The organism is Pseudomonas sp. NPDC089395, from assembly GCF_044749525.1.
Classification (GTDB): Bacteria; Pseudomonadota; Gammaproteobacteria; order Pseudomonadales; family Pseudomonadaceae; genus Aquipseudomonas.
Map to the genome: position 1 here is coordinate 46,242 of NZ_JBIVID010000015.1, position 23,726 is coordinate 69,967.

Genomic DNA, 23,726 nt, shown 5'->3' on the forward strand with positions numbered 1-23,726 from the left:
GTGGGATTGACCGGCGTCATCGCTGGCAAGTCAGCTTGTATGGTAGGCCGTGCAGGGTTTTGCCTCATCTGCAATGCGCGTTTTGTAGGATAAATTCCAGCCAAATGTAGGACGCGTCTATATTCCCCCGGAAGGGTGGCCCCCTCAGAAATTGTGCGCCAAGGTTCGGAACTTCACTGCAGTGGAGTTCCAAAAATGGTGCAGCCCTTCTTTGATCACAGCCGGCACAAACTGGACGTTGAGGGCGTTGGCGCCAAACTCGACGTCCTGACCTTCAAAGGTGAAGAGTGGTTGAGCGAACCCTTTGTCTACAGCGTGGAGTTCACGTCTGCGGAGCAGGATATCGCCGCCGAACGCCTGCTCGGCCGGCGCGCGAGTTTCAGCCTGCATGAACGAGCGCAGACACTGCACCTGCCTGGCTTCAACCTCCCTCCGGTCAAACCCTTGCGTACGCTGTATGGGACGATCACCGGCTTCAGGCGACTGTCAGACTCCCCGGATGAAGCCCGTTATCAGCTCACCCTGCAGCCGCGTTTGGCCCTGCTCGATCGCGGCCAGCAGTACCGCCTCTACCTGCACCAGTCGGTACCGGAAATCGTCGAGCACATCCTGCGCAGCCGCCATGAGTTCGAAGGCCAGCACTTCTTCTTCGACCTGGTACGGGAATACCCTCGGCGCGAGCAAGTCATGCAGTACGGCGAGAGCGACCTGGCGTTCATCACGCGCCTGCTCGCCGAGGTCGGCATCTGGTACCGCTTCACCAGCGATGACCGGCTGGGTATCGAGGTGGTCGAATTCCATGATGATCAGCGCAAGTACCAGTTCGGCTTCGAGTTGCCTTGCCGCCCACAGTCAGGCCTGAGCAGCACCGGCAAGGATGCGGTATGGGCATTGCAGACCCGGCACCAGGTGGTGGAAAAGCACATCAATATCCGCGCTTATCAGCACCGTGATGCAGCGGCCTATCTGGATGCCGATGTCGACCATAGCCGAGGCGCCACCACCACCTACGGTGAAAGCTACCGCTACGCCGAGCCCTACGCGGCGCTGGGGGACGCTCTCGATCAGCACGAAGACCTGCTCAGTGAGAGCGGTTACTTCTACGCCCGCTTGCGGCACGAGCTGTACCTCAATGATCAGACCCGGCTCAGTGGTGCCAGCAGCAGCCCCTCGTTGGCGCCGGGGCAGGTGCTGAATATCTCCGGGGGAGCACCGCAGGCCTTCGAGACAGGCGCGGTGATTACCGGCCTGGTCATCGAAGCCGCACGTGATCGCAGCCTGGAAGTCACCTTCGAAGCCATCCCGTATTCGGAGACGGTGTGCTTTCGCCCCAAGCTTGCCCCTAAGCCGAACATCGCCGGCACCGTGCCGGCCAGAGTCACCAGTTCGCGCAAGAACGATCCTTACGGGCACATCGACCTGCAAGGCCGTTACCGGGTCAACTTCCTCTTCGACCGTGACCACTGGAATACCGGCGAAGAGAGTGCCTGGCTGCGCCTGGCCCGGCCCTATGCCGGTGACACCCACGGCCTGCACCTGCCGCTGATCTGCGGCACCGAAGTGGCGGTGGCGTTCGAGCAGGGCGACCCCGACCGACCCTACATCGCCCATGCACTGCACGACAGCCAGCACCCGGACCACGTCAACCTGCGCAACTACAAGCGCAACGTGCTGCGCACCCCGGCCAACAACAAGCTGCGCATGGACGATACCCGTGGGCAGGAGCACATCAAGCTCAGTACCGAGCATGGCGGCAAGAGTCAGCTCAATTTGGGGCATTTGGTTAATGACCTTAAGCAAAAACGCGGTGAAGGCTTCGAGCTGCGTACAGACGCCTGGGGCGCGATTCGAGGCGGGAAAGGGCTGTTCATCAGCGCTGATGAGCAAGTAAAGGCTCAGGGTGGCCAACTGGATATGGCCGCTGCGATCGATCAGCTCGAAGCCGCACTGTCCCTGGCCCGCTCCCTGGCCCAAGCGGCACGGATTGCTGAGGCGACGCCCAGCGATACCGACAGCCAGGTACGTCTGCGCGAGGCATTGAATGGCCTGGCGCAGTCAGGCGTGATGCTTCATGCCCCTGCGGGCATCGGTCTGCTCAGCTCTGCGGCCATCTGTGTGTCATCGGGGAGCGAAAGCGTCGGCATCATGGCTGCGCACAATACCGATATCAGTGCAGGAGGCGATATCACGGCAACTGCAGAGGGCCGGGTCAGCGTGCTAGCACAGAAGGGTGCCCTGCAATTGAAGTCCGCCCGAGGCCCGGTGCAATTACAGGCTCAGAGCAGCAACCTTCATGCGCTGGCCAAGACCGATATCAAAATAGAAAGTGTTGAAGGGCGTGTGGAAATCAGTGCCCCGCAAGAGTTGGTGCTCAGCTGCGGCGGTGCGTACATACGACTGAAGGACGGTGAAATCGAGCTGGGCGCCCCCGGCAATATCTACCTCAAGTCGGCTCATGTGCAAAAACAGGGGGCAGCCAGTCTCAGTACCCCGGTCACACCGTTGCCGTCTGGATACGCGGGCAGGTACGTCCTGAATGATGAAGCCCAGGCGCCTTTACCCTTCACCCGCTACCAGATCACTACGGTAGAGGGTGAGGTATTCGAGGGGCAAACCGACAAGGATGGCCGGACCATGAGCATCAATACGCTGGTGCCGGGTGACCTGAAGATCGAACTGCCCGAGGCGATTCTCGCCTACGACGAACAGTTGCGTTTGCTTGGCCCGGATGGAGAGTTGGCCAGCAACCTCAAGTACTCGATTGCGCTGGCGGATGGACGGGACTTTTCCGGTACCACGGATGCGCAAGGGCGTACCCAGCGTTTCGCGACCCATAAGCCGACTCAGATCAAGGCGTTGACCCTGTTTGCGCCAGCGTTTGCTGAAGGTATTTGTTGTGCGGCACAAAAAATTGATGTTCCGACGGTAGTTGACCTGACCGATAGCGATATCGTCACCAATGACCTGGAGGTCGGCAACTCCACGCAGGATATTACGCTGCCAAAAGGTAAAAGGCGGCCACTGACACCTGGTGAAATCGCCATGGCCAGAACGCTGTTCAAAGATGCAGTGGATTACGCCAAGGTCTGGGTTTATCACGCTGGCTGGTGGGTGTTCGCGGGGCAGCAGAACACGGCCGTGACGCCCAATGGGAAAATGTATTTTCCGGAAAGCACTAAGTTGTACAGGGATGATTTCTCTACAACGACGAAACTACGAGACAAGGCACTGTTCATTCACGAAATGACGCATGTGTGGCAGTACCAATTAGGGTATGCGGTAAAGCGGCATGGGCTAACCGTATCCAGCCAAGGCGCCAAGGCGTATCAGTATGAGTTGTCTGAGAGTGGCAGTTTGTCTGATTACAACATGGAGCAGCAAGGTGAAATAATATCTGACTACTACATGATTTGCGTGCTGGGTGAGCCTAATGGTGTGTGGTCTTTGGATAATACTAAAAAAAGTCCGGAGCTACTTGCGGTGACGGTTGAAAAGTTTTTGATGAATCCTGCCGACAAATCAAATCTACCTGGGTGACTGTATGCATATGAAGAACTTTTTAGTATTTATCATCTGTTGTGGCATGCTCGGATCGATCGCTAATGCGACCCCTTTGGGGCGTTTGGAGTATGCCGATTTAACTTCGATCAATGGCCAGCCAGCCATCTGTTTGCCAGGGCATGCGAAGGCGCCCTTCGCGGTGGGATGGGTAATATTGGCTGAAAGCTTCGCGCGAAATACAGGCATTTGGGGGGTGTCACTGAAGGAGGGGGCCACGCCCGTAGTTTTGAATCCGGGTGAATGTTTTTCCTATGGTGATGTACCAGCAGCCTATGAATTGGTGAGGCTAGGAAGAAATGAGCATCCCGTGGTATTGGAAACGAACAAAACCTATTCATTCTTGTTGCAAAGTGCGTCGCAATCAAAGGACGTTTACAACGTTGTGTTTTGTATTGGTGAGGGTAGGAGCGGGCAGTTCGAGTTTTATAAAAGGTCACCGTCATCGAGTCGCGAGCAAGCAGCCCTGCCTTGTAAGGCCTCTGGAAGCAATAGCGCGTCTGAATAGGGGGCACTTTTATGAGCGGATTATGCATAGGCGGTTGAAAGGCTTCCTGAAATTTGTCGATAAATCGAAGCTTGGAGGATGGCCTAGTGCGTATTCAGAGTTTCTTAGCGTTGATCATTTTCAGTGGCGTTCTCGGGTCTGTGGCAAATGCGACCCCTTTGGGGCGTCTGGAGCACGCTGATTTAACTTCTATCAATAGCCAGCCAGCCATCTGTTTACCTAGACGGGCGGAGGCGCCAATCGCGGTGGGATGGGTGATATTGGCTGAAAGCTTCGCCGAAAAGGGAGGCGTATGGAGCCTGAAACTGAAGAAGGGTGCTACGCCATTGGTTTTGAAACCGGGTGATTGTTTTACCTATGGCGTTGCACCGGAAGCCTATGAGTTCATGAAGCATGGGGCGAACGAGCGTCCATTGAGGTTGGAAGTGAATAAAGCGTATTCATTCAGGTTGCATAGTGCGTTGCAGTCTACTGATGTCTACACCGTTGCGTTTTGTGTTGGCGAGGGGAGGGCCGGGCAGTTCGAGTTTTATAAAAGGTCACCGTCATCGAGCCGCGAGCAAGCTGGCATGCCTTGTAAGGCCTCTGAAAGCAATAGCGCTCCCGAATAGGGAGGTGAACGCATTGTTTCATCGACGGTTGAAAGCTTTTACTGAGTTTTGTCGATAAATCGAAACTTCGAGAGTGCTGAATGCGTATGAAAAATTTCTTAATGTTGATCATTGGCTGTGGCGTTCTCGGGGCTGTGGCAAATGCGACCCCCTTGGGACGTGTGGAATATGCCGATTTAACTTCGGTCAATGGTTATCCAGCTATCTGTTTGCCTAGGGAGGCGAAGGCGCCATTTGCGGTGGGATGGGCGATATTGGCTGAAGGCTTCGCCGAAAAGGGAGGCGTATGGAGCCTGAAACTGAAGGGAGGTGCTACACCAATGATTTTGAAAAGGGGTGAATGCTTTGCCTATGGCGTTGTACCAGAAGCCTATGAGTTCATGAAGCACGGATCGAACAAGCCTCCCCTGATACTAGAGGTCGATAAAACATATTCATTCAGGTTGCACAGCGCGTCGCTGTCAAATGATGTTTACAACGTTGTGTTTTGTGTTGGCGAGGGCAGGGGAGGGCAGTTCGAGTTTTATAAAAGGTCACCGTCAATGAGTCGCGAGCAAGCAGCCCGGCCTTGTAAGGCCTTTAAAAACAATAACGCATCTGAATAGGGACAAGCTGATGAATGAATTCCTCCATCGCACGGATACGCTCGGTTCGAGCAAAGTGGTTATTTGTGGTAAGCAAAAAACGCACTGGCTTGAGTTCCAGTTGCTCGACGAGCGGGGTGAACCGCTCGCGAACATTCCCTATCGCGCCGAAAACGACGCCACACGCGCGGCATGCGCACCGCTATACACCGGGTCGAGCGATGCACAGGGTGTGATTCGCCTGGAGGGACTGCACCCAATTCGCATCAGCCTGAAGTTGGCAGCCGATCCGTTGGCCGAGCAACTGTCGACGCGCCGCCTTCGTGCTGAACGGCCCGAGCCAGCACGACCTGGATTTGGCGACCGCACACCGCTGCATGGCCCGCAGCGCGCAGGGTTTTCGCCGATCGAGCGGCAAGCGCACGCTGCAGGTCATGCCTACCACTACCTGCGCATCGGGCAACTGTGCGATCAGCTGCCCAGCTTCGACCCACCGCTCACGGATCCAAGTTCGCCGCCTGCGTACCACTTCCCGGATACGAGTTATGGTGGCTTCAGCGTCGATTACGAGGGATTGAATCGCCGTCATGTGCTGGAGGTTTGCCCGTTACGTGCCTGGTCTCTCGTGCTTCACCATCAGCGTGATTACAGCTTGGCGAATGCTTACAACTTAGGGTTGATGAGTATTTTGTCTTATAGCAAGTTACCCGCTTTGGAATTAGGGTCCGTGGCGGAGTTTTTTGAGCTGCAATGTACGGATTTATCACGTACGCCACGGGTATGGGACAACGGTCAGGCGTGGCCATGTTTGGTGACGGACGTTCCTTTCAGTGATCGCTATACCGTGTCTGAGTTATTGGATACTAGCCAAGCTGAACCGCCGGAAGGTCACACACAGCTGTTTTACGCGATTAGTGCAGCTCAGTTACTGGTGGCTTGGCGTGGTACGGAAACAGATGGGGTTGACGACTTAATTACAGACTTGGCCTTTCGGCCAGTTCCACCGCAGACAGCTGCTAGCTGCGAACCAAGCGTGCCTTGCCCTGATTTGGCCACGCAGGGTCGTGTGCATCTGGGGTTTCGCAATGGTTTTGAGGTGGCCAGGAAAATATATTCAAGGGAGTTATGGGGGGTTATTCCTGAAGGTGCGAAAGATAGAAGCTTATTTATATGCGGTCATAGTTTGGGTGGTGCATTGGGGTTGATTCACGCGGCTTCGCTGAAAGAACTAAAACCTGTACTTCATACTTACGGGATGCCGCGTACTTTTACACTCAAAGCGGCTCAGAGCTTAAGTGGGCTACTTCATTTTCGCCACGTCAATGACTCTGACGTTGTTCCACGCGTCCCCCCGGAAGCCGATCTGGATAGTCACTTGTATAAATTGTACGGGCCGTTGGGCACCAGCTTGGGGTTTGCCTGGTCGATAATGAAGTTATCTGCCAGCGCGTTGGTCAGCCACGGTGATCCTTTTAGCCATCACGGTGAGATTGCGTTGTTTTATGTGGCTGATCAGCATGTCCAGCGCAGAGGTTCGCAGTATCCGGCCTATCTCAACAAGGAAGGGCTGGGCGCGCCCTACCACACGACCATTTCCCACCGGCTCCAAGAAAAAGCCAAGCTTTATCTGGTGCCTAGCCTGGATGAGGCGGACAGTTCCCAGGCTGAGGAAGCCCAGAAACGGTTGATCAACTCGCTGGATAGGGACGGCAAGGATAGATTTTTCAAACCCTATGGCAACCCACGGATGGGGGCGCGGATAAGTATCACCAATCACTTCATGTCAGAGTATCAACCCTATCTCCATAACCAATTGTTGGAGTCGATCAACCCGCATCGGGTACAAATGCGGCAGCTACAGCGAAAAAAATTCGAAAAGCAAATGGAGGATAACAGCGGGCGAATTCCTGCGGATGAGTTATCCCGTAATCGCAGATTCCTCGATATGCACAATCGTATAGAGCGGGCTTTGCAGGTCACACGCAGTGCTGAGGGTGGGGAAGATGCTCTGCAACGTTTCGATCTTGTCACGAATCCCGAAATTTACTATGAAAAAATGTACTCTTAAAAGATAAGCGCGAAAGGGGGAGGGAATGCTAAATAAACAGAGTTTTATGCTTTTATGCATATCTTTCAGTATATATGGCTGCACTGCCGATCGAAGCCTTGTACCGAATCTGGCTGGGGGTCAGATTTCGGTAATCGTTAAGGTGCCTGAAGAGCTGATCGCAGAAGAAATGCAGGTCATGTACCGCTCTAAACTATGCACGTTTACTGACCACACGGCGAGTGGCGTGCCTTATCAACGTGATGGGTACAAACGTACTGATATAAAGCCTATGCGTAGGGGGCAGACCGATCTATACGAAACCATATTGGCGCTGGATGGCGGAGGTGCTTGTCAGTGGCGTCTGAGTAATGTCACCTTTGGCGTCATTTATAAAGACCCTGCTAGTTTTGGTGATGGAATATATTATGGCGCCGGAGGAGGGGTGGTTGTTATGTTTGATGGAAATAATCCAGGGCGCGCTGGTATGTATAAAAAGGTTGAAGGCGATTTGGTCTTGAGGAGGGATTATTATCCTTGGGTTAATGAAAGATTTATCGGGGGTCACAAGCAGAGTGTGAATTTGACGGGGGAGGGGCCTATATATGAAAAGTATCAAGCTCTCCAGGCGAGTCGGATATATTTTGAGCCTATTCTCCACTCCCGGTTCATGACCCGCTCTATCGAGCCGAAAGAAAAGCGCGAAGGAAATCAAACTATTTTCTATTACCCCGATGGTAGTAGTTCCACGGAGATTCAAGACAAGCCAGACTTTCGAAAGTTACAGGTCATTCGTCTTGCTGCCGAGGCGCAAGAATGAAAATCACACCTGTTATTGGTTTATTAGTGCTGTTTTTCAGTCTTGCTGGCTGTGCCACCGATAGGGGTCTTGCGCCGGATCTGAACGGGGATCAGATTTCGGTGACCATTAAGGTGCCTGAAGAGCTGATCGCAGAAGAAATGCAGGTTATGTACCGCTCTAAACTATGCACGTTTACTGACTATACGGCGAGTGGCGTGCCTTATCTACGTGATGGGTACAAACGAACTGATATACAGCCTGTGCGTATGGGGCAGACTGATTTATATGAAGCCAACTTGGCGGTGGACGGCGGCGGGGCTTGTCAATGGCGCTTGAGCAACGTCACCTTTGGTGTCATGTATAAAGATCCTGCCCAGTTTGGTGATGGAGTGGTCTACGGCGCGGGAGGAGGTATAATTGTTATGTTTGATGAAAATAATCCAGGTCGCGCTGGTGTGTATAAAAAGGTTGAGGGCGATTTGATCTTGAAAAAGGATTATTATCCTTGGGTGCACGAGCGTTTTATTGGAGGTCATAAAAAGAGTGTAAATTTGACTGGGGATGGTCATATATATGTTAGGTACCAGGCTTTGATGGCGCGGAGTGTATATTTCGAACCCGTTCTTCATTCTGGATTTGTGGCGCGTTCTGTGGGGCCAAAGGTAAAGAGCGAAGGCCATCGAACTATTTACTACTATCCCGACGGTAGTAGTTCGCCAGAGCGTCAGATTCAGCCTAGCTTTCGCAAACTACAGGCCATTCGTCTTGCTGCCGAGGCGCAAGAATGAAACTCACATCTGCTATTGGTTTATTTGTGCTGTTCTTCAGTCTTGCTGGCTGTGCCACCGATAGGAGGCTTGCGCCGGATCTGAGCGGGGATCAGATTGTGGTAACCGTTAAGGTGCCTGAAGAGCTGATCGCAGAAGAGATGAAAGTCATGTATCGGTCGAAGTTGTGCACATTCACTGATCACACAGCGAGTGGAGTGCCTTACCAGCGTGATGGGTACCAGCGTACTGATATACAACCGGTGCGTCAGGGGCAAACCGACCTGTATGAAGCCAAGTTAGCGGTGGACGGTGGTGGGGATTGCCAATGGCGCTTGAGCAACGTCACCTTTGGTGTCATGTATAAAAACCCAACAAAGTTTGGCGATGGAGTGGTTTACGGCGTAGGCGGTGGAGTGGTAGTTATTTTCGATGGCAATGACTCAGGTCGAGGCGGAGCTGATAGAAAAGTTGAAGGCGATTTGATTCTGAGGCAAGAATTTTACCCTTGGATTCATGAAAAATTTATAGGGGGGTATGAAAAAAGCGTCAATTTGAAGGGGGAGGGTTTTATGTATGTAAAGTATCAGGCTTTGCAGGCGCGGCGTGTTTATTTTGAACCTATTGTGTATTCCCGTTTCGTGGCCCGGTCTATAGGGTCGAGAGAAAAGCGTGAGGGTAATCAAACTATTTTCTACTATCCCGATGGTAGCAGTTCACCAGAAATTCAATCCGAGCCAAGCTTTCGCAAGCTGCAAGCCATTCGCCTGGCTGCTGAGTCGCAAAAATGAGTTTGTTGCTTTCTGATGTTTACGCTGTCAGTCCGTATTGGCCAAAAATTTGAATATTGGAGCCGCATGAAATGTTCCAAGCATTTGTTCTATTGGGTGACCGCACGACCCATGACGGAAGCGTAATCTCGGCTTCGTCCACGATGATAGTGAATGGCAAACCAGTCGCGTTGGTGGGCGATGAGGTCAGTTGCCCCATACCCGGCCACGGAAATAATCCCATCGTCGAGGGCAGCGAGCATTGGTCCGAGAACGGTCGCGCGCTAGTGGTCGACGGCTGCCGCAGCGAATGCGGTTGCCGGGTGTTATCCAGCACCTCTGAATGTGGGGTGGGATAAGCCATGGGTTGGGACCGACACACACCTGAAATCGCGCCAGCGCCAGCGCCGATAGCCCTGGGCCGTTGGCTACTGGCTGCAGGCTTGGCGCTGGTGACTGGTGTACTGCTGTTCTTGCTGTACGCCTCGGGTCGCTTGCCGTTGCTGCAGGCATCAAATGTTTGGGTGCTGGCTGGCTTTCCGCTGGTCGTTTGGCTCTTGGCCTTCGCTGCCCGTGCCTATGTATATGGCGGTGCCGTGAACCATCACCAGTTCCTCGAAGAGCAAGGGCAGATCGCACAGCATGCCTGGCAGCAGTGGGCACATCGTCATCTCGCGGTACAGGCCTGTTGTGTACTGCTACCTGACCAGGTGTCCGCCAGGGTGTTGGCAGAAGGTCCCGTCGACTTGCCAAGCCGTGCTGGGGAGGCCCGGCGCATCGCAGCTTTGGCGCAACAGCAGGAGCCGGCGCTGGCAGGGTTGGAGCTACTGCTATCGGCGTTGGTGCCGTCCCTTAAGGCATTGCCTGCAGAACAAGCGCTGAGGGTCACTCTATTGAGCGATGCAAAGCCCGAACGGCACGCAGCACTTCGTGGTACCTGGCAGCAGCACTGGGCAAGCGCGATAGGCCGGCCGCCGCCTTCGTCGTTCACTGTAGCTGCTGAATTGTCGTTTAAGTGGATAGATGAAATACAGAAGACCGCGAGTGCTGCCATTGAGTTGGTCCTAGTGCTGCAGACACAGGGCGGGACTGCGTATTCCGACGGCTTGGCCGCTTTGCTGTTGTGCCCAGATCAGTTGGCACGCGGTCTGCCAGTGCAGGGGCGCTTGCTACGCCCGATGCCGTTGGAGACCGACAGGCTGGAGAGCGAGTTGTCACTGTTCTTTCAAACCCAAACGGATGCTTGCCAGGCGACAGGCCTATTGGCGGATAGCGCGGCCTGGCAGCCAGTGGCGGGAGAACTGTTCGCCGCAGGGCGTGCTCATGGCGCCTCGTTGAATCCACCGCTGTGGATTCAAGAGCGCTGGTGCGGTTTGTCGGGGCCTTTCAGCCATTGGCTGGTAGCGGCGCTCGGCGTTGAAGTGGTTCGGCATCAGCGGCAACCTCTGCTAGTGCTGGCCCAAGAGGGGACGCGAGGCTGGATTGGCACCGTCACCGCAGGGGAGTCAGCATGAGAACACCGAGTCGCTCATGGCGCCGTGCAGGTTTGGCTATCTGGATACTTGCCCTGGTTGCTGCATTGGGTTGGGCGCTGTGGAGGTATGGCGATAACATCGGGCTAGTGGAGAATCACCAGAAGCTGTTTGCGCTAGTACTGATAAGCGCCAGTTGTGCAGTCGTATGGTTATCCGCGCAGATGTTGGTGCAACTCAAACGGCATCACCAGCAGAAACAAGGGCTGATCGATAAGGTCTTTCCTCCGGTAGAAGAACATATAGCTGTGCCTCGCCGTCAGGCACGCGATGTCCCCGAGCTGATCGAGCATCTCACAGCGGATCACGGTTTTTTTTGGCGTCGGAAGGTGCGCCTGCTGTTGGTCGTGGGCGAGCCCGCACAGATTGAGGCAATTGCTCCCGGCCTGGCCGACCAGCGCTGGCTGGAGGGGCACGATACGGTGTTGTTGTGGGGCGGCAGCGTGCTTGCTGACCAGGCGTTGCTCGCGCCGTGGCGTGGGCTGAGCCGTTGGCGCGAACTCGACGGCGTGGTCTGGGTGCTGAACAAGGAACAGAGCCGCGATGTCACGGCAATGAGCAGCGGCGCTCGCCGCTTGCAAAATCTCGCCAAGGACGTGCGTTGGCAATTGCCGCTACATCTCTGGCAGGTCTGCGAAAGTGCCTGGCCACAATCCGCACGCGAGGTACAACCGGTGGGCTGCAGTCTGCCGGCGCGGTTTACGGCGACGCAACTGGATGCGCTGCTGCAAAGGTTGCAGCAACCGTTGCGTGAACAGGGTTTGGCGCAGCTTCAGAACGACCTCGGCCATGATTTCCTGCTGCGCTTATCGCGCGATTTTGGGACCGAGGGCGGTGCGCGTTGGCGAGCCGCAATGTCTGCGGTACAGGGGGGACGTGGCGTTTCGTTGCGTGGGTTGTGGTTCAGCTTGCCGCTGGCGGCAAGGGACCCGTCAAGCGCGGCCCACCACTGGCTACCCGCGCCGGTCTGGTTTGGCGTGTTGGGCGACAGCTCGGCCAATCCGCAGCGCCTGGGCTGGAGTGCTAGCCGGATGGGTTACGTTGCCGCCCTGAGCTTCGCCGCAGTGTGGGGCGCCGGCCTGCTGCTTTCCTTTGCCAGCAACCGCGCCGAAGTCGGCCGGGTAGAGGCAGCATTGGCGACGCTGCAGCAACCGGCTGAAGCCCCCGATTCACGGGTCGCCTTGACTGAACTGGTCCGCGAGTTATCGCGCCTGGACTACCGCACCGAGCACGGCGCCCCCTGGTACCAGCGCTTCGGCCTGGATCGCAGCGAGGCGCTACGCGATGCCCTGTGGCCGCACTATGTGGGCGCCAACAACCGACTGTTGCGCGATCCGGCAGCGTCCGTGCTGCAAGCCCAACTCAATGCCCTGGTCAACCTGCCCCCAAACAGTCCTGAGCGCAGCAAGCGGACCCGGGAAGCCTACAACCAGCTCAAGGCCTACCTCATGCTGGCCCGCCCCGAAAAAGCCGAGGCGCCATTTCTGGTGCAAACGCTGGGCGCCACCGAGCCCACGCTGTGGACGTTCTTCGCCGAGCAGTTACCCGCCAACCCCGACTGGGCCATCAAGGCCGATGCCAAGCTCATCGCCCAGGCCCGTCAGGTGCTGCTCGGCCAACTCGGTCAGCGCAATGCCGAAAGCAGCCTCTACCAGCGCGCGCTGGAAACGGCAGCCAACCACTACCCCGCGCAGGGCCTGCAACAGCTGGTCGGCGACACCGATGCCAACGCCTTGTTCAGCACCCAGGCCAGCGTCCCTGGCGTGTTCACCCGCCAGGCCTGGGAAGGCCACATGCGCGACGCGATCGAGGAGGCCGCCAAGGCGCGCCGCGAAGAAATCGACTGGGTCTTGAGCGACAACCCGGACAACCTCACCGCCGCGCTAAGCCCTGATCAGCTCCGCGAGCGCCTGACCGCGCGCTACTTCCAGGACTACAGCAGCGCCTGGCTGGCCTTCCTCAACAGCCTGCGCTGGCAGCAGGGCGACAGCCTGGAAGAAGTCATCGCCCAGCTGACCCTGATGAGTGATGTCCGCCAGTCGCCCTTGATCGCCCTGATGAACACGCTGGCCTATCAGGGCCAGGCCGGCATCCGTGGCCAGGCGCTGGCTGACTCGTTGCTCAAATCGGCAAAAAACCTGATCGGCCAGGACAAGCCGGCGGTGATCGAGCAACTGCCCCAAGGCCTGAACGGCCCGTTGGACAGTACCTTCGGACCGCTGCTGGCGCTGTTGGGCAAAGGTCCTGAAGGGCAGCGCTTCGATGACAACCTGAGCCTGCAGGCCTTCCTCACCCGCGTGACCAGCGTGCGCTTGAAGCTGCAGCAAGTGACCCAGGCGCCCGACCCGCAGGCCATGACCCAAGCCCTGGCCCAGGCGGTGTTCCAGGGCAAGCGTATCGACCTGACCGAGACCCAGTCCTACGGCCAACTGATCGCGGCAAGCCTGGGCGCCGAATGGGGCGGGGCGGCCCAAGCGCTGTTCGTGCAGCCCTTGGACCAGGCCTGGCAACGCGTCCTGCAGCCGTCGGCCGCAGGGCTGAATCGCAACTGGGAGCGTGCCATCGTCAATGAATGGAACGGCGCCTTCGCCGGCCGCTACCCGTTCGCCACCACGTCCAGTGATGCGTCGCTGCCCATGCTGGGGCAGATGATCCGCGCCGACTCGGGGCGCATCGAGCAGTTCGTCCGTGAGCAACTGGCCGGGTTGCTGCGCAAGGAGGGCAGCCGTTGGGTGGCGGACCCACGCCACAGCCAGGGCCTTCGCCTCAATCCTCGCTTCCTCGCCGCGATCAACCAGCTCAGCGCGTTGGCGGATGTGCTCTACACCGACGGCGGCATGGGCATGAGCTTCGAGTTGCGCGGCAAGCCGGTGCGCGATGTGGTGCAGACCACCTTCATCCTCAATGGCGAAAAGCATCATTACTTCAATCAGCGCGAGCGCTGGCAGCAGTTCCGCTGGCCTGGGCAAAACGACTACCCCGGCGTCAGCCTGACCTGGACCAGCGTGCACACGGGGGAGCGTTTGTTCGCCGACCTCCAGGGCACCTGGGGGCTGATCCGGCTGCTCGAACAGGCCAAGGTTACCCACTTGAACGACGGCGGCAGCCAAATGCGCGTGGTGTTGAAAGCGCCGGATGGCATTGGCCTGACCTGGCACCTGCGCACTGAACTGGGGGGAGGGCCGTTGGCCTTGCTCGGACTGCGGGGGTTCCAGTTGCCACGGCAGATCTTCCTTGAGTAAGACCCAGAGACTTCAGCAGCTCCTTCTGATTCTTTGTTGGTAATGACGGTCCAGGCCACGCGGCCCCATCGCCGGCAAGCCGGCTCCCACAGGTACAGCACAGTATTCAAGGTCTGTGCTTTACCAGTGGGAGCCACTGCCTTGCTCAACTTCTAAAAGCTGATGCGATTCCTGTGGGAGCCGGCTTGCCGGCGATCACGGGCGCAGCCCGTGCCATAAAGCCTAATTCCCCTCGAACCGCGGCGCCCGCTTCTCGATGAACGCCTGCATCCCTTCCTTCTGATCCTTCGAGGCAAACAGCAACGCATTGGCCTTGCGCTCCAGCGCCAACCCGGCCTCCAGCGGTGCATCCATCCCCGCCAGGATCACCTCCTTGATCTGCTCCGCCGCCAACGCCGGCATCGCCGCGATCACCCGCGCCAACTCCAGCGCCTGGGCCTGTACCTGGTCATCTTCAACCAAATCGCTGACCAGCCCGGCGACCCAGGCTTGCTCGGCACTGATCGGCTGCCCGGTCAGCGCCATGCGCATGGCCTTGACCTTGCCCACCGCGCGCACCAGCCGTTGCGTGCCGCCAATGCCCGGCATGATGCCGATGCGGATCTCCGGCTGACAGAAGCGCGCCCCCCGGCCGGCGACGATCAGGTCGGCCAGCATCGCCAGCTCACAGCCGCCGCCATAGGCATAGCCGCACACGGCGGCGATCACCGGCTTCGGGCAATGCTGGATCGGCGCCCACAAGCGCTCGGTGTGCCGTTGGTAGATATCGATCGGGCCGACCCCGGCCATGCTGCTGATATCACCCCCGGCGGCGAACACCTTGTCGCCACCGGTCAGCAAGATGCAGCGCACCTCAGGGTCGCCACCGAGTTCGCTGAAATAGCGAGAAAGCAGGGCCTGCAGCTCCAGGCTCAAGGCATTGGTGGCGTGCGGGCGGTTGAGCCGCAGCAGCGCCACGCCGGGCAACGGGCGTTCGAGCAGGACCGGTGGAGCAGGGGTGTCAGGCATGGCATTCCTCGCGGGCAAAAGGGCCTCGGTAACGGCCAGTGTCCCGTTCAGCCTTGGCCCATTCATCGTCCGTTCAGACGAAGAACGGCCCACCCATAGCCTCTAGAGTCGACCCAGACAGCAATCCAAGGAGCATGCAATGGGGCTTGATTTCAGTGGCAAGGTGGTGCTCGTCACCGGTGGCAGCAAAGGCATCGGCGCAGGCATCGCCCAAGGGTTCCTGGCCGCCGGGGCGCAGGTCATCGTCTGTGCCCGCAGTGCGCCGGAACAGCTGCCGAGCGTTGACGGGCGCAGCGCGGTGTTCATCCCCTGCGACGTGCGTGACGGCGATTCGCTGCAGGGGCTGTTCGACACCCTCGAGCGTGACTTCGGCCGCCTCGACGTACTGGTCAACAATGCCGGTGGCAGCCCCTCGGCAGTCGCCGCCACGGCCTCGCCACGCTTTCACGAGAGCATCCTGCGGCTGAACCTGCTCGCCCCGCTCAATGCCGCGCAGCATGCCAACCGGCTGATGCAGGCCCAGCCGCAAGGGGGCTGCATCGTCTTCATCGGCAGCATCAGCGCCCTGCGTGCATCGCCAGGCACCGCCGCCTACGGCGCGGCCAAGGCCGGGGTGCTGGCCCTGGTGCAGTCCCTGGCGGTGGAGTGGGCGCCCAAAGTGCGCGTGGTGGCGGTGAGCCCGGGGCTGGTCTTGACCGACCAGGCTCACCTGCACTACGGCAGCGAGCAGGGCATTGCCGCCGTCAGCGCCGGCATCCCGGCCGGGCGCATGGCCGATGCCAGCGATATCGCCAATGCCTGCCTGTACATCGCCTCGCCCCTGGCCAGCTACGCCAGCGGCTGCAACCTGCTGCTGCACGGCGGCGGCGAGCGCCCGGCGTTTCTGAGCGCGGCGCAAGTCCTACCCACTTGATCGACCACCCGGCGGTGGCCGTATCCGGTCGCCGCCCTCACGCAGCAGGAGACGACTTTGGCTGATCCACAATTGCTTTCCCGTGTGCGCGCCCTCGTGGGCCGCCAATATGGCCGGGTGTATGCCTGGGACGCGGTCAACGCCCCGATGATCCGCCAGTGGTGCGAGATCATGGGCGTCGACAACCCGCTCTACACTGACCCCGCGTTCGCCCAGGGCAGCCCGTTCGAAGCGCTGGTCGCCCCGCCGGCCATGCTCCAGGTGTGGACCATGGAGGGGCTGCACGCCAACAACTACCCGCCAGGCTCCACCGACCAGAACCCCTACGAAGTGCTCAAGCTGATCGAGGAATACGGCTACGCCTCGGTGGTGGCGGTGAACTCCGAGCTCAGCTTCACCCGCCCGCTGCACCTGGGCGAACGCCTGTACTACACCACCCGCCTGGACGCGGTCGGCGAGGAGAAAACCACCGCCCTGGGCACCGGCTTCTTCGTCACCCTGGTGATGAGTCACTTCGTCGAGAAGCCCGAGGGCGACGAACCGGTGGGCGAGTTGCTGTTCCGGGTATTCAAGTTCCGTCCGGCCCAGGCGCAACCGGCGGCGCAGCCTGAGGCCGCGCCGGTCAAGGCCAAACGGCCGATGCCCGGGGTCAGCGACGACACCCGCTTCTTCTGGGAAGGCTGCGCCGAAGGCCGGCTGCTGATCCAGCGCTGCAGCGCCTGCGCCACCTTGCGCCACCCCCCGGCGCCGGTGTGCATGCAGTGTCACAGCTTCGAGTGGGACACCGTCCAGGCCAGCGGGCGCGGCAGCCTGTATTCGTTCGTGGTCATGCACTACCCCGAGGTCGCACCGTTCGACCACCCCAACCCCATCGGCCTGATCGAGCTGGAGGAGGGCGTGCGCCTGATCGCCGGCCTCAGCGGCGTGCAGCGCGAGCAGTTGCAGATCGGCCAGCGCCTGCAGGTGGCGTTCGAAACCTTTGACGAACAACTCACCCTGCCGTTGTTCCGGCCTGTGGTCGAGTAGGAGGGCGCCAGCATGGATTTTCAATTGAGCGAAGACCAGCGGGCCATCGAGCAGATGGCCGACAGCCTGTTCAGCGACAACTGCCACGACGACTACCTGCGCCAGTGGGACAACAGCGGCGAAGCGCTGATGGCGCCCCTCTGGGCGCTGTGCCTGGAAACCGGCCTGCACGCCCTGGCCATTCCCGAAGGCCAAGGCGGCAGCGGCCTGGGCATGACCGAACTGATGCTGGTGTTGCAGGCCCAGGGCCGCAGCCTGGCCCAGGTGCCCCTGTGGCGCCACCAGCTGGCGGCCGCGACCCTGGCCCACTTCGCCCTGGGCGATGCGGCGCAACTGGCGGCCCGCGCTGCCCGCGGCGAAGCGCTGCTGAGCCTGTCGCTCGACAGCCTGAGCGCCGCCCATGGCATCGAGCTGCAGGCCATTGCCTGTGCCGAAGGCTGGCAGGTCAATGGCCAGGTGGCCGCACTGGCCCTCGGCGGCCAGGCACAGGCGGCACTGGTGCCGGTGCGGGTGGAAGACCAGGTGCGGCTGCTGTTGCTTGACCTTGACGCCCCGGCGGTACGCCGGGTGGCCGGGGTGCTGAGCCACGGCGAGGCGATCACCGACGTGCTGGTCGAAGGCCTACGGGTCAGCGCCGACCGGGTGCTGCCAGCGCCCGCCCTGGCCTGGCTGGAGCCACGCGCCATCGCCGCCCTGGCGGCGCTGCAGCTGGGCGTCAGCGCCGAGCACATTCGCCGCACCGTGGACTATGTCGGCGAGCGCCAGCAATTCGACCGGCGCATCGGCAGTTTCCAGGCCGTGCAGATGAGCATGGCCGACGCCCATATCGCCCTGGAAACCCTGCGCAGCACGCTGTGGCAGCTGTGCTACCGCCTCGATGCCGGCCTGCCGGCGCCTTCCGAGGCGCTGGCCACGGCCTACCTGGCCTGCGAGGCCGGGCACCGGATCGGCCACGTCGCCCAACACGTGCATGGCGGCATTGGCGTCGACCTGAGCTACCCGATTCACCGCTTTCTCTACTGGAGCCGCGCCCTGGGCATTGCCTTGGGCGGTGCGGCGGCCTGCCTGGAACGGCTCGGCGACTGGCTGAGCGACAACGACAAGCTGGGATGGAAATATGACCTCGAAGAACACCAAGCGCTTTGAAGACGTGCGCCCCGGCGAAACCCTGCCGACGCTTGAGGTGCCGATTACCGTGGCGCTGATCGCCGGCGGTGCGATCGCCACCCGCGACTACTTCCCTGGCCACCACGACCTGGACGCCGCCCGTGAACTGGGCTCGCCCCATGTGTTCATGAACATCCTCACCACCAATGGCCTGGTGCAACGCTTCGTCGAAGCCTGGGCCGGGCCGCTGGCGCGCTTCACCTCGCTGAAGATCAAGCTGGGCGTGCCCAACTACCCGGGCGACTGCATGACCTTCAGTGGCAGCGTGACCCGCCACGACGTCGAGACCCGCGAAGTCGAAGTGACCCTGAGCGGCAAGAATTCCATGGGCAACCACGTGACCGGCACGGTCGCGCTGGTGCTGCCATGACTACCGGAGGCAGCATGAGCAACCTGTCGATTTCCGGGCGCGCCGCCATTGTCGGGCTGGGCGCGACCGAATTTTCCAAGAACTCCGGGCGCACCGAACTGCGCCTGGCCCTGGAAGCCACCCTGGAGGCGCTGCGCGACGCCGGCATCGATCCCTCCGAAGTCGAGGGCTTCAGTTCGTATTCGGTGGACAAGGTGCCGGAATACGAAATCGCCCGCCTGCTGGGCTGCAAGGACGTGAAGTTCTTCTCCCAGGTGCCCCACGGCGGCGGCGCGGCCTGCGCACCCGTGATGCATGCGGCGATGGCCGTGGCCACCGGCGTGGCCAAGGTGGTGGTGGTCTACCGGGCCATGAACGAACGCTCCTGGTACCGCTTCGGCAGTGGCAGCTATGGCTTCGCCACCACGCCGATCTTCGACAACGTCAACTACGGCTGGTACATGCCCCACGGGTTTCACACCCCGGCGGCCTGGGTGGGGATGTTCGCCCAGCGCTACATGCACACCTATGGCGCCACCTCCGAGGACTTCGGCCGGGTCGCCGTGGCCGCGCGCGACTTTGCCGCCAGCAACCCCAAGGCGTTCTTCCACGGCAAGCCGATTACCCTGGAAGAGCACCAGGCCTCGCGCTGGATCTGCGAGCCGCTGCACCTGCTCGACTGCTGCCAGGAGTCCGATGGCGCGGTGGCCATGGTCATCACCTCGGCCGAGCGCGCCCGCGACCTGCGGCAGAAGCCGGTGACCATCAAGGCCGGCTCCCAGGGCATCAGCAGCGGCCAGCAGAGCATGACCTCGTTCTACCGTGACGACATCACCGGCCTGCCCGAGATGGGCGTGGTGGCCAAGGAGCTGTATCGCCAGTCGGGCCTGGGCCCGGACGCCCTGCAGACGGCGGTGATCTACGACCACTTCACCCCCTTCGTGCTGCCACAGCTGGAGGAGTTCGGCTTTGCCCGGCGTGGCGAGGCCAAGGACTTCATCCGTGCCGGGCACCATGCCCGGGGCGGCAAGTTGCCGATCAACACCCATGGCGGGCAGTTGGGCGAGGCCTATATCCACGGCATGAACGGCATCGCCGAGGCAGTGCGCCAGGTGCGTGGCACGGCGGTCAACCAGGTGGCGGACGTGGAGAACGTGCTGGTGACCGCCGGCACCGGTGTCCCCACCAGCGGCCTGATTCTGGGCACGGCCTGAGGAGCGCAGCATGTTCGTCGATCTCACCCCCGAGCAACACGCCCTGCGCCACAAAGTGCGGGACTACTTCCAGGCCTTGATGACCCCCGAACTGCGCGAGCAGCTGCGCGGTCAGGAAGGCGGCGAGCTGTATCGCCAGACGGTGCGCCAGATGGGCCGCGACGGCTGGCTCGCGGTCGGCTGGCCGAAAGCCCATGGCGGCCAGGGCTATGCCGCCACCGAGCAGTTGATCTTCTTCGAAGAGGCCAACATCGCCGGCGCGCCGTTGCCGTTCGTGACCATCAGCACGGTCGGCCCGGCCTTGATGGAGCACGGCAGCGCCGCGCAGAAGGCGCGCTTTCTGCCGGGTATCGCCGCCGGCGAAATCATGTTCGCCATCGGCTACTCCGAGCCTGACGCCGGCAGTGACCTGGCGGTGCTGCGCACCAGCGCCCGGCTCGATGGCGATGCCTTCGTGGTCAACGGCAACAAGCTGTGGACCTCGGGCGCCGAGTCGGCCGACTTCATCTGGCTGGCGGCGCGCACCGACCCGACCCAGGCCCGGCACAAGGGCGTGTCGATCCTGATCCTCGACACCCGCCTGCCCGGGTTCTCCACCACGGTCATCCCCACCACCAGCAACCCGACCACGGCCACCTACTACGACAACGTCAGGGTGCCGACCGACATGCTGGTCGGCGAGCTGCACGGTGGCTGGAAGCTGATCACTGCCCAGCTGAACCACGAGCGCCTGGGGCTGGGCTCGTGGTCGGACAAGGTGGTCGGGCTGTTCCGCCGGGTCTACCTGTGGGCGCGCGCCCGTGACGAGCAGGGCCGTCGGGCGATGGACAAGGCCTGGGTGCGCAGCGCCCTGGCCGAGTGCTACGCGCGTCTGGAGGCCATGCGCCTGATCAACCTGCGCATCGCCGCCAACCTTGAGCGCGAGCACATGGACGTGGCCCTGAGTTCGACCACCAAGGTCTACGGCTCGGAATCGGCCATCGAGATCCTGCGCAGGCTGTCGGCTATTGTCGGGGCCAACGGCCTGGTTCGCAGCGGTTCGGCCGCCGCGGCCCTGCACGGCGACCTGGAGTACGAGCTGCGCGCCTCGGTCACCGTGACCTTCGGTGGCGGCACCAACGAAATCCAGCGCGAGCTGATCGCCCAGTTCGGCCTGGGCATGCCGCGCGCCCAGCGCTGAGCGGCCCAGCGCCGCCCAGCCATTCCAACAACAGGCCCCTCCGGCGTATGCCGGGGCAGGGTCGAGGTTTGCATCTGATGACGACGATCGAGCAATTCAGGCACGAGACCCGTGCCTGGCTGGAAGCCAACTGCCCGCAGTCGATGCGTGTGGCCATGGGCGAAGGCGATGTGGTGTGGGGCGCCAGCCAGCCGCAGTTTCCCAACGACGACGCGCGCCTGTGGTTCGAGCGCATGCGCGACAAGCGCTGGTTCTGCCCCGAATGGCCCGAAGCCTACGGCGGTGCCGGCCTGTCGGCCGAGCAGGTAGCGGTACTGGAGAGCGAAATGCGCCGCCTGCGCTGCCGACCGCCGCAGATCAACCTGGGCATCTGGATGCTCGGGCCGGTACTGCTGGCCTACGCCAGCGAAGAACAGAAGCTCAGCCTGCTGCCGCCCATGGCCCGCGGCGAAGTGCGCTGGTGCCAGGGTTTCTCCGAGCCCAATGCAGGCTCCGACCTTGCCAGCCTGAAGATGGCGGCGCGTGATGGCGGTGACCACTTCGTGGTCGATGGCAGCAAGATCTGGACCTCCTACGGCGACAAGTCCGACTGGATGTACGCCCTGGTGCGCACCGACTTCCAGGCGCCGAAGCACGAAGGCATCAGCCTGATCGTGCTGGACATGCGCAGCCCCGGCGTGAAAGCCGTGCCGATCGACCTGATCAGCGGCAAGTCGGCGTTCTGCCAGGTGTTCTTCGACGCGGTGAAGGTGCCGAAAAGCAACCTGATCGGCCCGCTCAACGGCGGCTGGAACCTGGGCAAGTACCTGCTCCAGCACGAGCGCAAGGCGATGTCTAAGTTCGGCGAATTCAGCCTGCCTTCGCACTTCGACCTGCTGGCCCTGCTGCGTGAATACCTGCCGCGCCCGCGCAGCCAGGGCGAGCTGGCCTTGCAGGCGCGCGCCGTGGCCTGCGCCATGGACGAGCACGCCTACGCCCTGACGGTGCAGCGCATGGCCGAGGAGGGGCGTTGTGGCGATGACATCAGCGGCCTGATGGCGATCATGAAGCTGGTGCACACCGAGCAGGAACGCGACAAGTTCGAAGTGCTGCTCGATGCCTTGGGCGGCCATGCCCTGGGCTGGCAGCACGAGGCGTTCGGCGAGCGCGAACTGGCGGTGACCCGCGCCTGGCTGAACAGCTACGCCCTGACCATCTCCGGCGGCGCTTCGGAAGTGCAGCTCAATGTCATTGCCAAGCGCGTGCTTGGCCTGCCCGACGGCAAGAAAGGAGTGCAAGCATGAACCTTCGTTACAGCGAGGAACAGCGCCTGCTGGCCGACAGCGCCCAGGATTTCCTGGCCGCCCGCAGCCCGGTGACGGCGCAGCGCCGCCTGCGCGATCAAGGCGCGCCGGACGGTTTCGATGCCCAGGTATGGCAGCAGGCGGTGGCGCTGGGCTGGAGCGCGATCCCGTTCCCCGAGCAGGTGGGCGGGCTGGACTTTGGCTGCATGGGCCTGGGCCCGGTGTTCGAGGCCATTGGCCACAACCTGGCGCCGACGCCCTTGCTGTCGAGCGTGGTGCTGGCCGGCTCGTTGCTGCACCTGGCGGGTTCGGCGCAGCAACAGGACGACTGGCTGCAGGCGTTGATCGCTGGCGAACGGCGCCTGGCCCTGGCGGTGGACGAACGGGCCCGCCATCAGCCACGCGACATCGCCCTGGCGGCCGTGGCCGACGGCGAGGGCTTCTGCCTGCAGGGTGAAAAGTTCTGGGTGGTCGACGGCGTCGGCGCCGATGCCTACGTGGTGGCGGCGCGTACTGCCGGCCAGCCAGGCGAAGTGCAGGGTATCAGCCTGTTCCTGGTGCCGGCCGACGCGCCCGGCGTGAATTGCAGCCCGCTGCCGTTGATCGATTCGCGCAACTGCGGGCGCTTGCGCCTTGAACAGGTGCGCGTTGGGCGCGAGGCATTGCTGGGCCGCCTGGGCGAAGGCTGGGCGGTACTGGACGCCGCGCTGGACCGTGGCCGCGCCTGCCTGGCGGCGGAGCTGCTGGGCGCCGCGCAGCAGTTGTTCCAGACCACCCTCGACTACCTCAAGACCCGCGTGCAGTTCGACGTGCCGATCGGTTCGTTCCAGACCCTGCAGCACCGCGCCGCACAACTGTACGTGGACCTGGCGCTGGCCCGCAGCGCGGTGATGGCCGGCCTGGCCGCACTGGATGACGGCGAGCTGGATGCCGCCCGGCGCGGCCGTCTGGTCAGCCTGGCCAAGTGGAAAGCCGGCGACACCGCGCTGAAGGTAGCCAACGAAGCGGTGCAGATGCACGGCGGCATCGGCGTGACCGACGAGCTGGACGTCGGCCTTTACCTGAAACGCGTGCGGGTGGCGCAAGCCTGCCTGGGTGACCGTGATTTTCATTGCGAGCGCTACGCGGAACTCGACCAGGCCTGCGCCTGAGCCCTTCGTTGGAG

Annotated in this window: 19 protein-coding genes and 1 pseudogene; 19 read left to right on the forward strand and 1 reads right to left on the reverse strand. The window is 61.0% G+C overall.

Going from position 1 to position 23,726, the window contains the following annotated elements; genetic code table 11:
• Positions 1-195: 195 nt before the first annotated feature.
• The 11 genes and pseudogenes from ACIPZG_RS24295 to ACIPZG_RS24345 all read left to right on the forward strand — a co-directional run.
• Positions 196-2,508: pseudogene (locus ACIPZG_RS24295) on the forward strand (type VI secretion system Vgr family protein); the annotation flags it as partial.
• 1,033 nt (positions 2,509-3,541) lie between these two features.
• Positions 3,542-4,066, forward strand: a complete 525-nt coding sequence (locus ACIPZG_RS24300; RefSeq protein WP_400717592.1) for a hypothetical protein — start codon at positions 3,542-3,544, stop codon at positions 4,064-4,066.
• 86 nt (positions 4,067-4,152) lie between these two features.
• Positions 4,153-4,677: a hypothetical protein gene (locus ACIPZG_RS24305; RefSeq protein WP_400717595.1), complete on the forward strand. Its 525-nt coding sequence runs from the start codon at positions 4,153-4,155 to the stop codon at positions 4,675-4,677.
• 80 nt (positions 4,678-4,757) lie between these two features.
• Positions 4,758-5,282: a hypothetical protein gene (locus ACIPZG_RS24310; protein WP_400717597.1), complete on the forward strand. Its 525-nt coding sequence runs from the start codon at positions 4,758-4,760 to the stop codon at positions 5,280-5,282.
• Positions 5,283-5,292: 10 nt separating this feature from the next.
• Complete coding sequence (locus tag ACIPZG_RS24315; protein ID WP_400717600.1) at positions 5,293-7,329, forward strand: lipase family protein; 2,037 nt, start codon at positions 5,293-5,295, stop codon at positions 7,327-7,329.
• 142 nt (positions 7,330-7,471) lie between these two features.
• Positions 7,472-8,128 (forward strand): hypothetical protein, encoded by a 657-nt coding sequence (locus ACIPZG_RS24320; RefSeq protein WP_400717602.1) that lies wholly within the window; start codon positions 7,472-7,474, stop codon positions 8,126-8,128.
• Entirely contained in the window at positions 8,125-8,898 is a 774-nt protein-coding gene (locus tag ACIPZG_RS24325) for a hypothetical protein (protein WP_400717604.1), read from the forward strand. Before ACIPZG_RS24320 ends, ACIPZG_RS24325 begins: the two co-directional genes overlap by 4 nt.
• Entirely contained in the window at positions 8,895-9,668 is a 774-nt protein-coding gene (locus ACIPZG_RS24330; protein ID WP_400717607.1) for a hypothetical protein, read from the forward strand. The genes ACIPZG_RS24325 and ACIPZG_RS24330 overlap by 4 nt, the downstream gene beginning before the upstream one ends.
• Positions 9,669-9,739: 71 nt before the next feature.
• Entirely contained in the window at positions 9,740-10,006 is a 267-nt protein-coding gene (locus ACIPZG_RS24335; protein ID WP_400717609.1) for a PAAR domain-containing protein, read from the forward strand.
• Between the two features lie 93 nt (positions 10,007-10,099).
• Positions 10,100-11,161, forward strand: a complete 1,062-nt coding sequence (locus ACIPZG_RS24340; RefSeq protein ID WP_400717671.1) for a hypothetical protein — start codon at positions 10,100-10,102, stop codon at positions 11,159-11,161.
• Positions 11,158-14,421, forward strand: coding sequence for an ImcF-related family protein (locus ACIPZG_RS24345; RefSeq protein ID WP_400717611.1), 3,264 nt, complete (start codon positions 11,158-11,160; stop codon positions 14,419-14,421). The genes ACIPZG_RS24340 and ACIPZG_RS24345 overlap by 4 nt, the downstream gene beginning before the upstream one ends.
• A gap of 222 nt (positions 14,422-14,643) precedes the next feature.
• On the opposite strand, the gene ACIPZG_RS24350 is transcribed toward ACIPZG_RS24345, so the two are convergent.
• Positions 14,644-15,429, reverse strand: coding sequence for an enoyl-CoA hydratase (locus tag ACIPZG_RS24350; RefSeq protein ID WP_400717614.1), 786 nt, complete (start codon positions 15,427-15,429; stop codon positions 14,644-14,646).
• A gap of 139 nt (positions 15,430-15,568) precedes the next feature.
• On the opposite strand from ACIPZG_RS24350, the gene ACIPZG_RS24355 reads away from it, so the two are divergent.
• From ACIPZG_RS24355 to ACIPZG_RS24390, 8 genes are all read left to right on the forward strand, one after another.
• Positions 15,569-16,342: an SDR family oxidoreductase gene (locus ACIPZG_RS24355; protein ID WP_400717616.1), complete on the forward strand. Its 774-nt coding sequence runs from the start codon at positions 15,569-15,571 to the stop codon at positions 16,340-16,342.
• Positions 16,343-16,399: 57 nt separating this feature from the next.
• On the forward strand, positions 16,400-17,368 hold the full coding sequence (locus tag ACIPZG_RS24360) for an OB-fold domain-containing protein (RefSeq protein ID WP_400717619.1): 969 nt from the start codon (positions 16,400-16,402) through the stop codon (positions 17,366-17,368).
• 12 nt (positions 17,369-17,380) lie between these two features.
• Entirely contained in the window at positions 17,381-18,514 is a 1,134-nt protein-coding gene (locus ACIPZG_RS24365; protein ID WP_400717622.1) for an acyl-CoA dehydrogenase family protein, read from the forward strand.
• Positions 18,486-18,905 (forward strand): MaoC family dehydratase, encoded by a 420-nt coding sequence (locus tag ACIPZG_RS24370; RefSeq protein ID WP_008097317.1) that lies wholly within the window; start codon positions 18,486-18,488, stop codon positions 18,903-18,905. The genes ACIPZG_RS24365 and ACIPZG_RS24370 overlap by 29 nt, the downstream gene beginning before the upstream one ends.
• 14 nt (positions 18,906-18,919) lie before the next feature.
• Positions 18,920-20,098 (forward strand): lipid-transfer protein, encoded by a 1,179-nt coding sequence (locus ACIPZG_RS24375; protein WP_400717625.1) that lies wholly within the window; start codon positions 18,920-18,922, stop codon positions 20,096-20,098.
• A gap of 10 nt (positions 20,099-20,108) precedes the next feature.
• Positions 20,109-21,278, forward strand: coding sequence for an acyl-CoA dehydrogenase family protein (locus tag ACIPZG_RS24380; protein WP_400717627.1), 1,170 nt, complete (start codon positions 20,109-20,111; stop codon positions 21,276-21,278).
• 77 nt (positions 21,279-21,355) lie between these two features.
• A complete protein-coding gene (locus tag ACIPZG_RS24385) occupies positions 21,356-22,561 on the forward strand; it encodes an acyl-CoA dehydrogenase family protein (protein ID WP_400717629.1) in 1,206 nt (401 codons plus the stop codon).
• Positions 22,558-23,712 (forward strand): acyl-CoA dehydrogenase family protein, encoded by a 1,155-nt coding sequence (locus ACIPZG_RS24390; protein WP_400717632.1) that lies wholly within the window; start codon positions 22,558-22,560, stop codon positions 23,710-23,712. The genes ACIPZG_RS24385 and ACIPZG_RS24390 overlap by 4 nt, the downstream gene beginning before the upstream one ends.
• Positions 23,713-23,726: the final 14 nt, after the last annotated feature.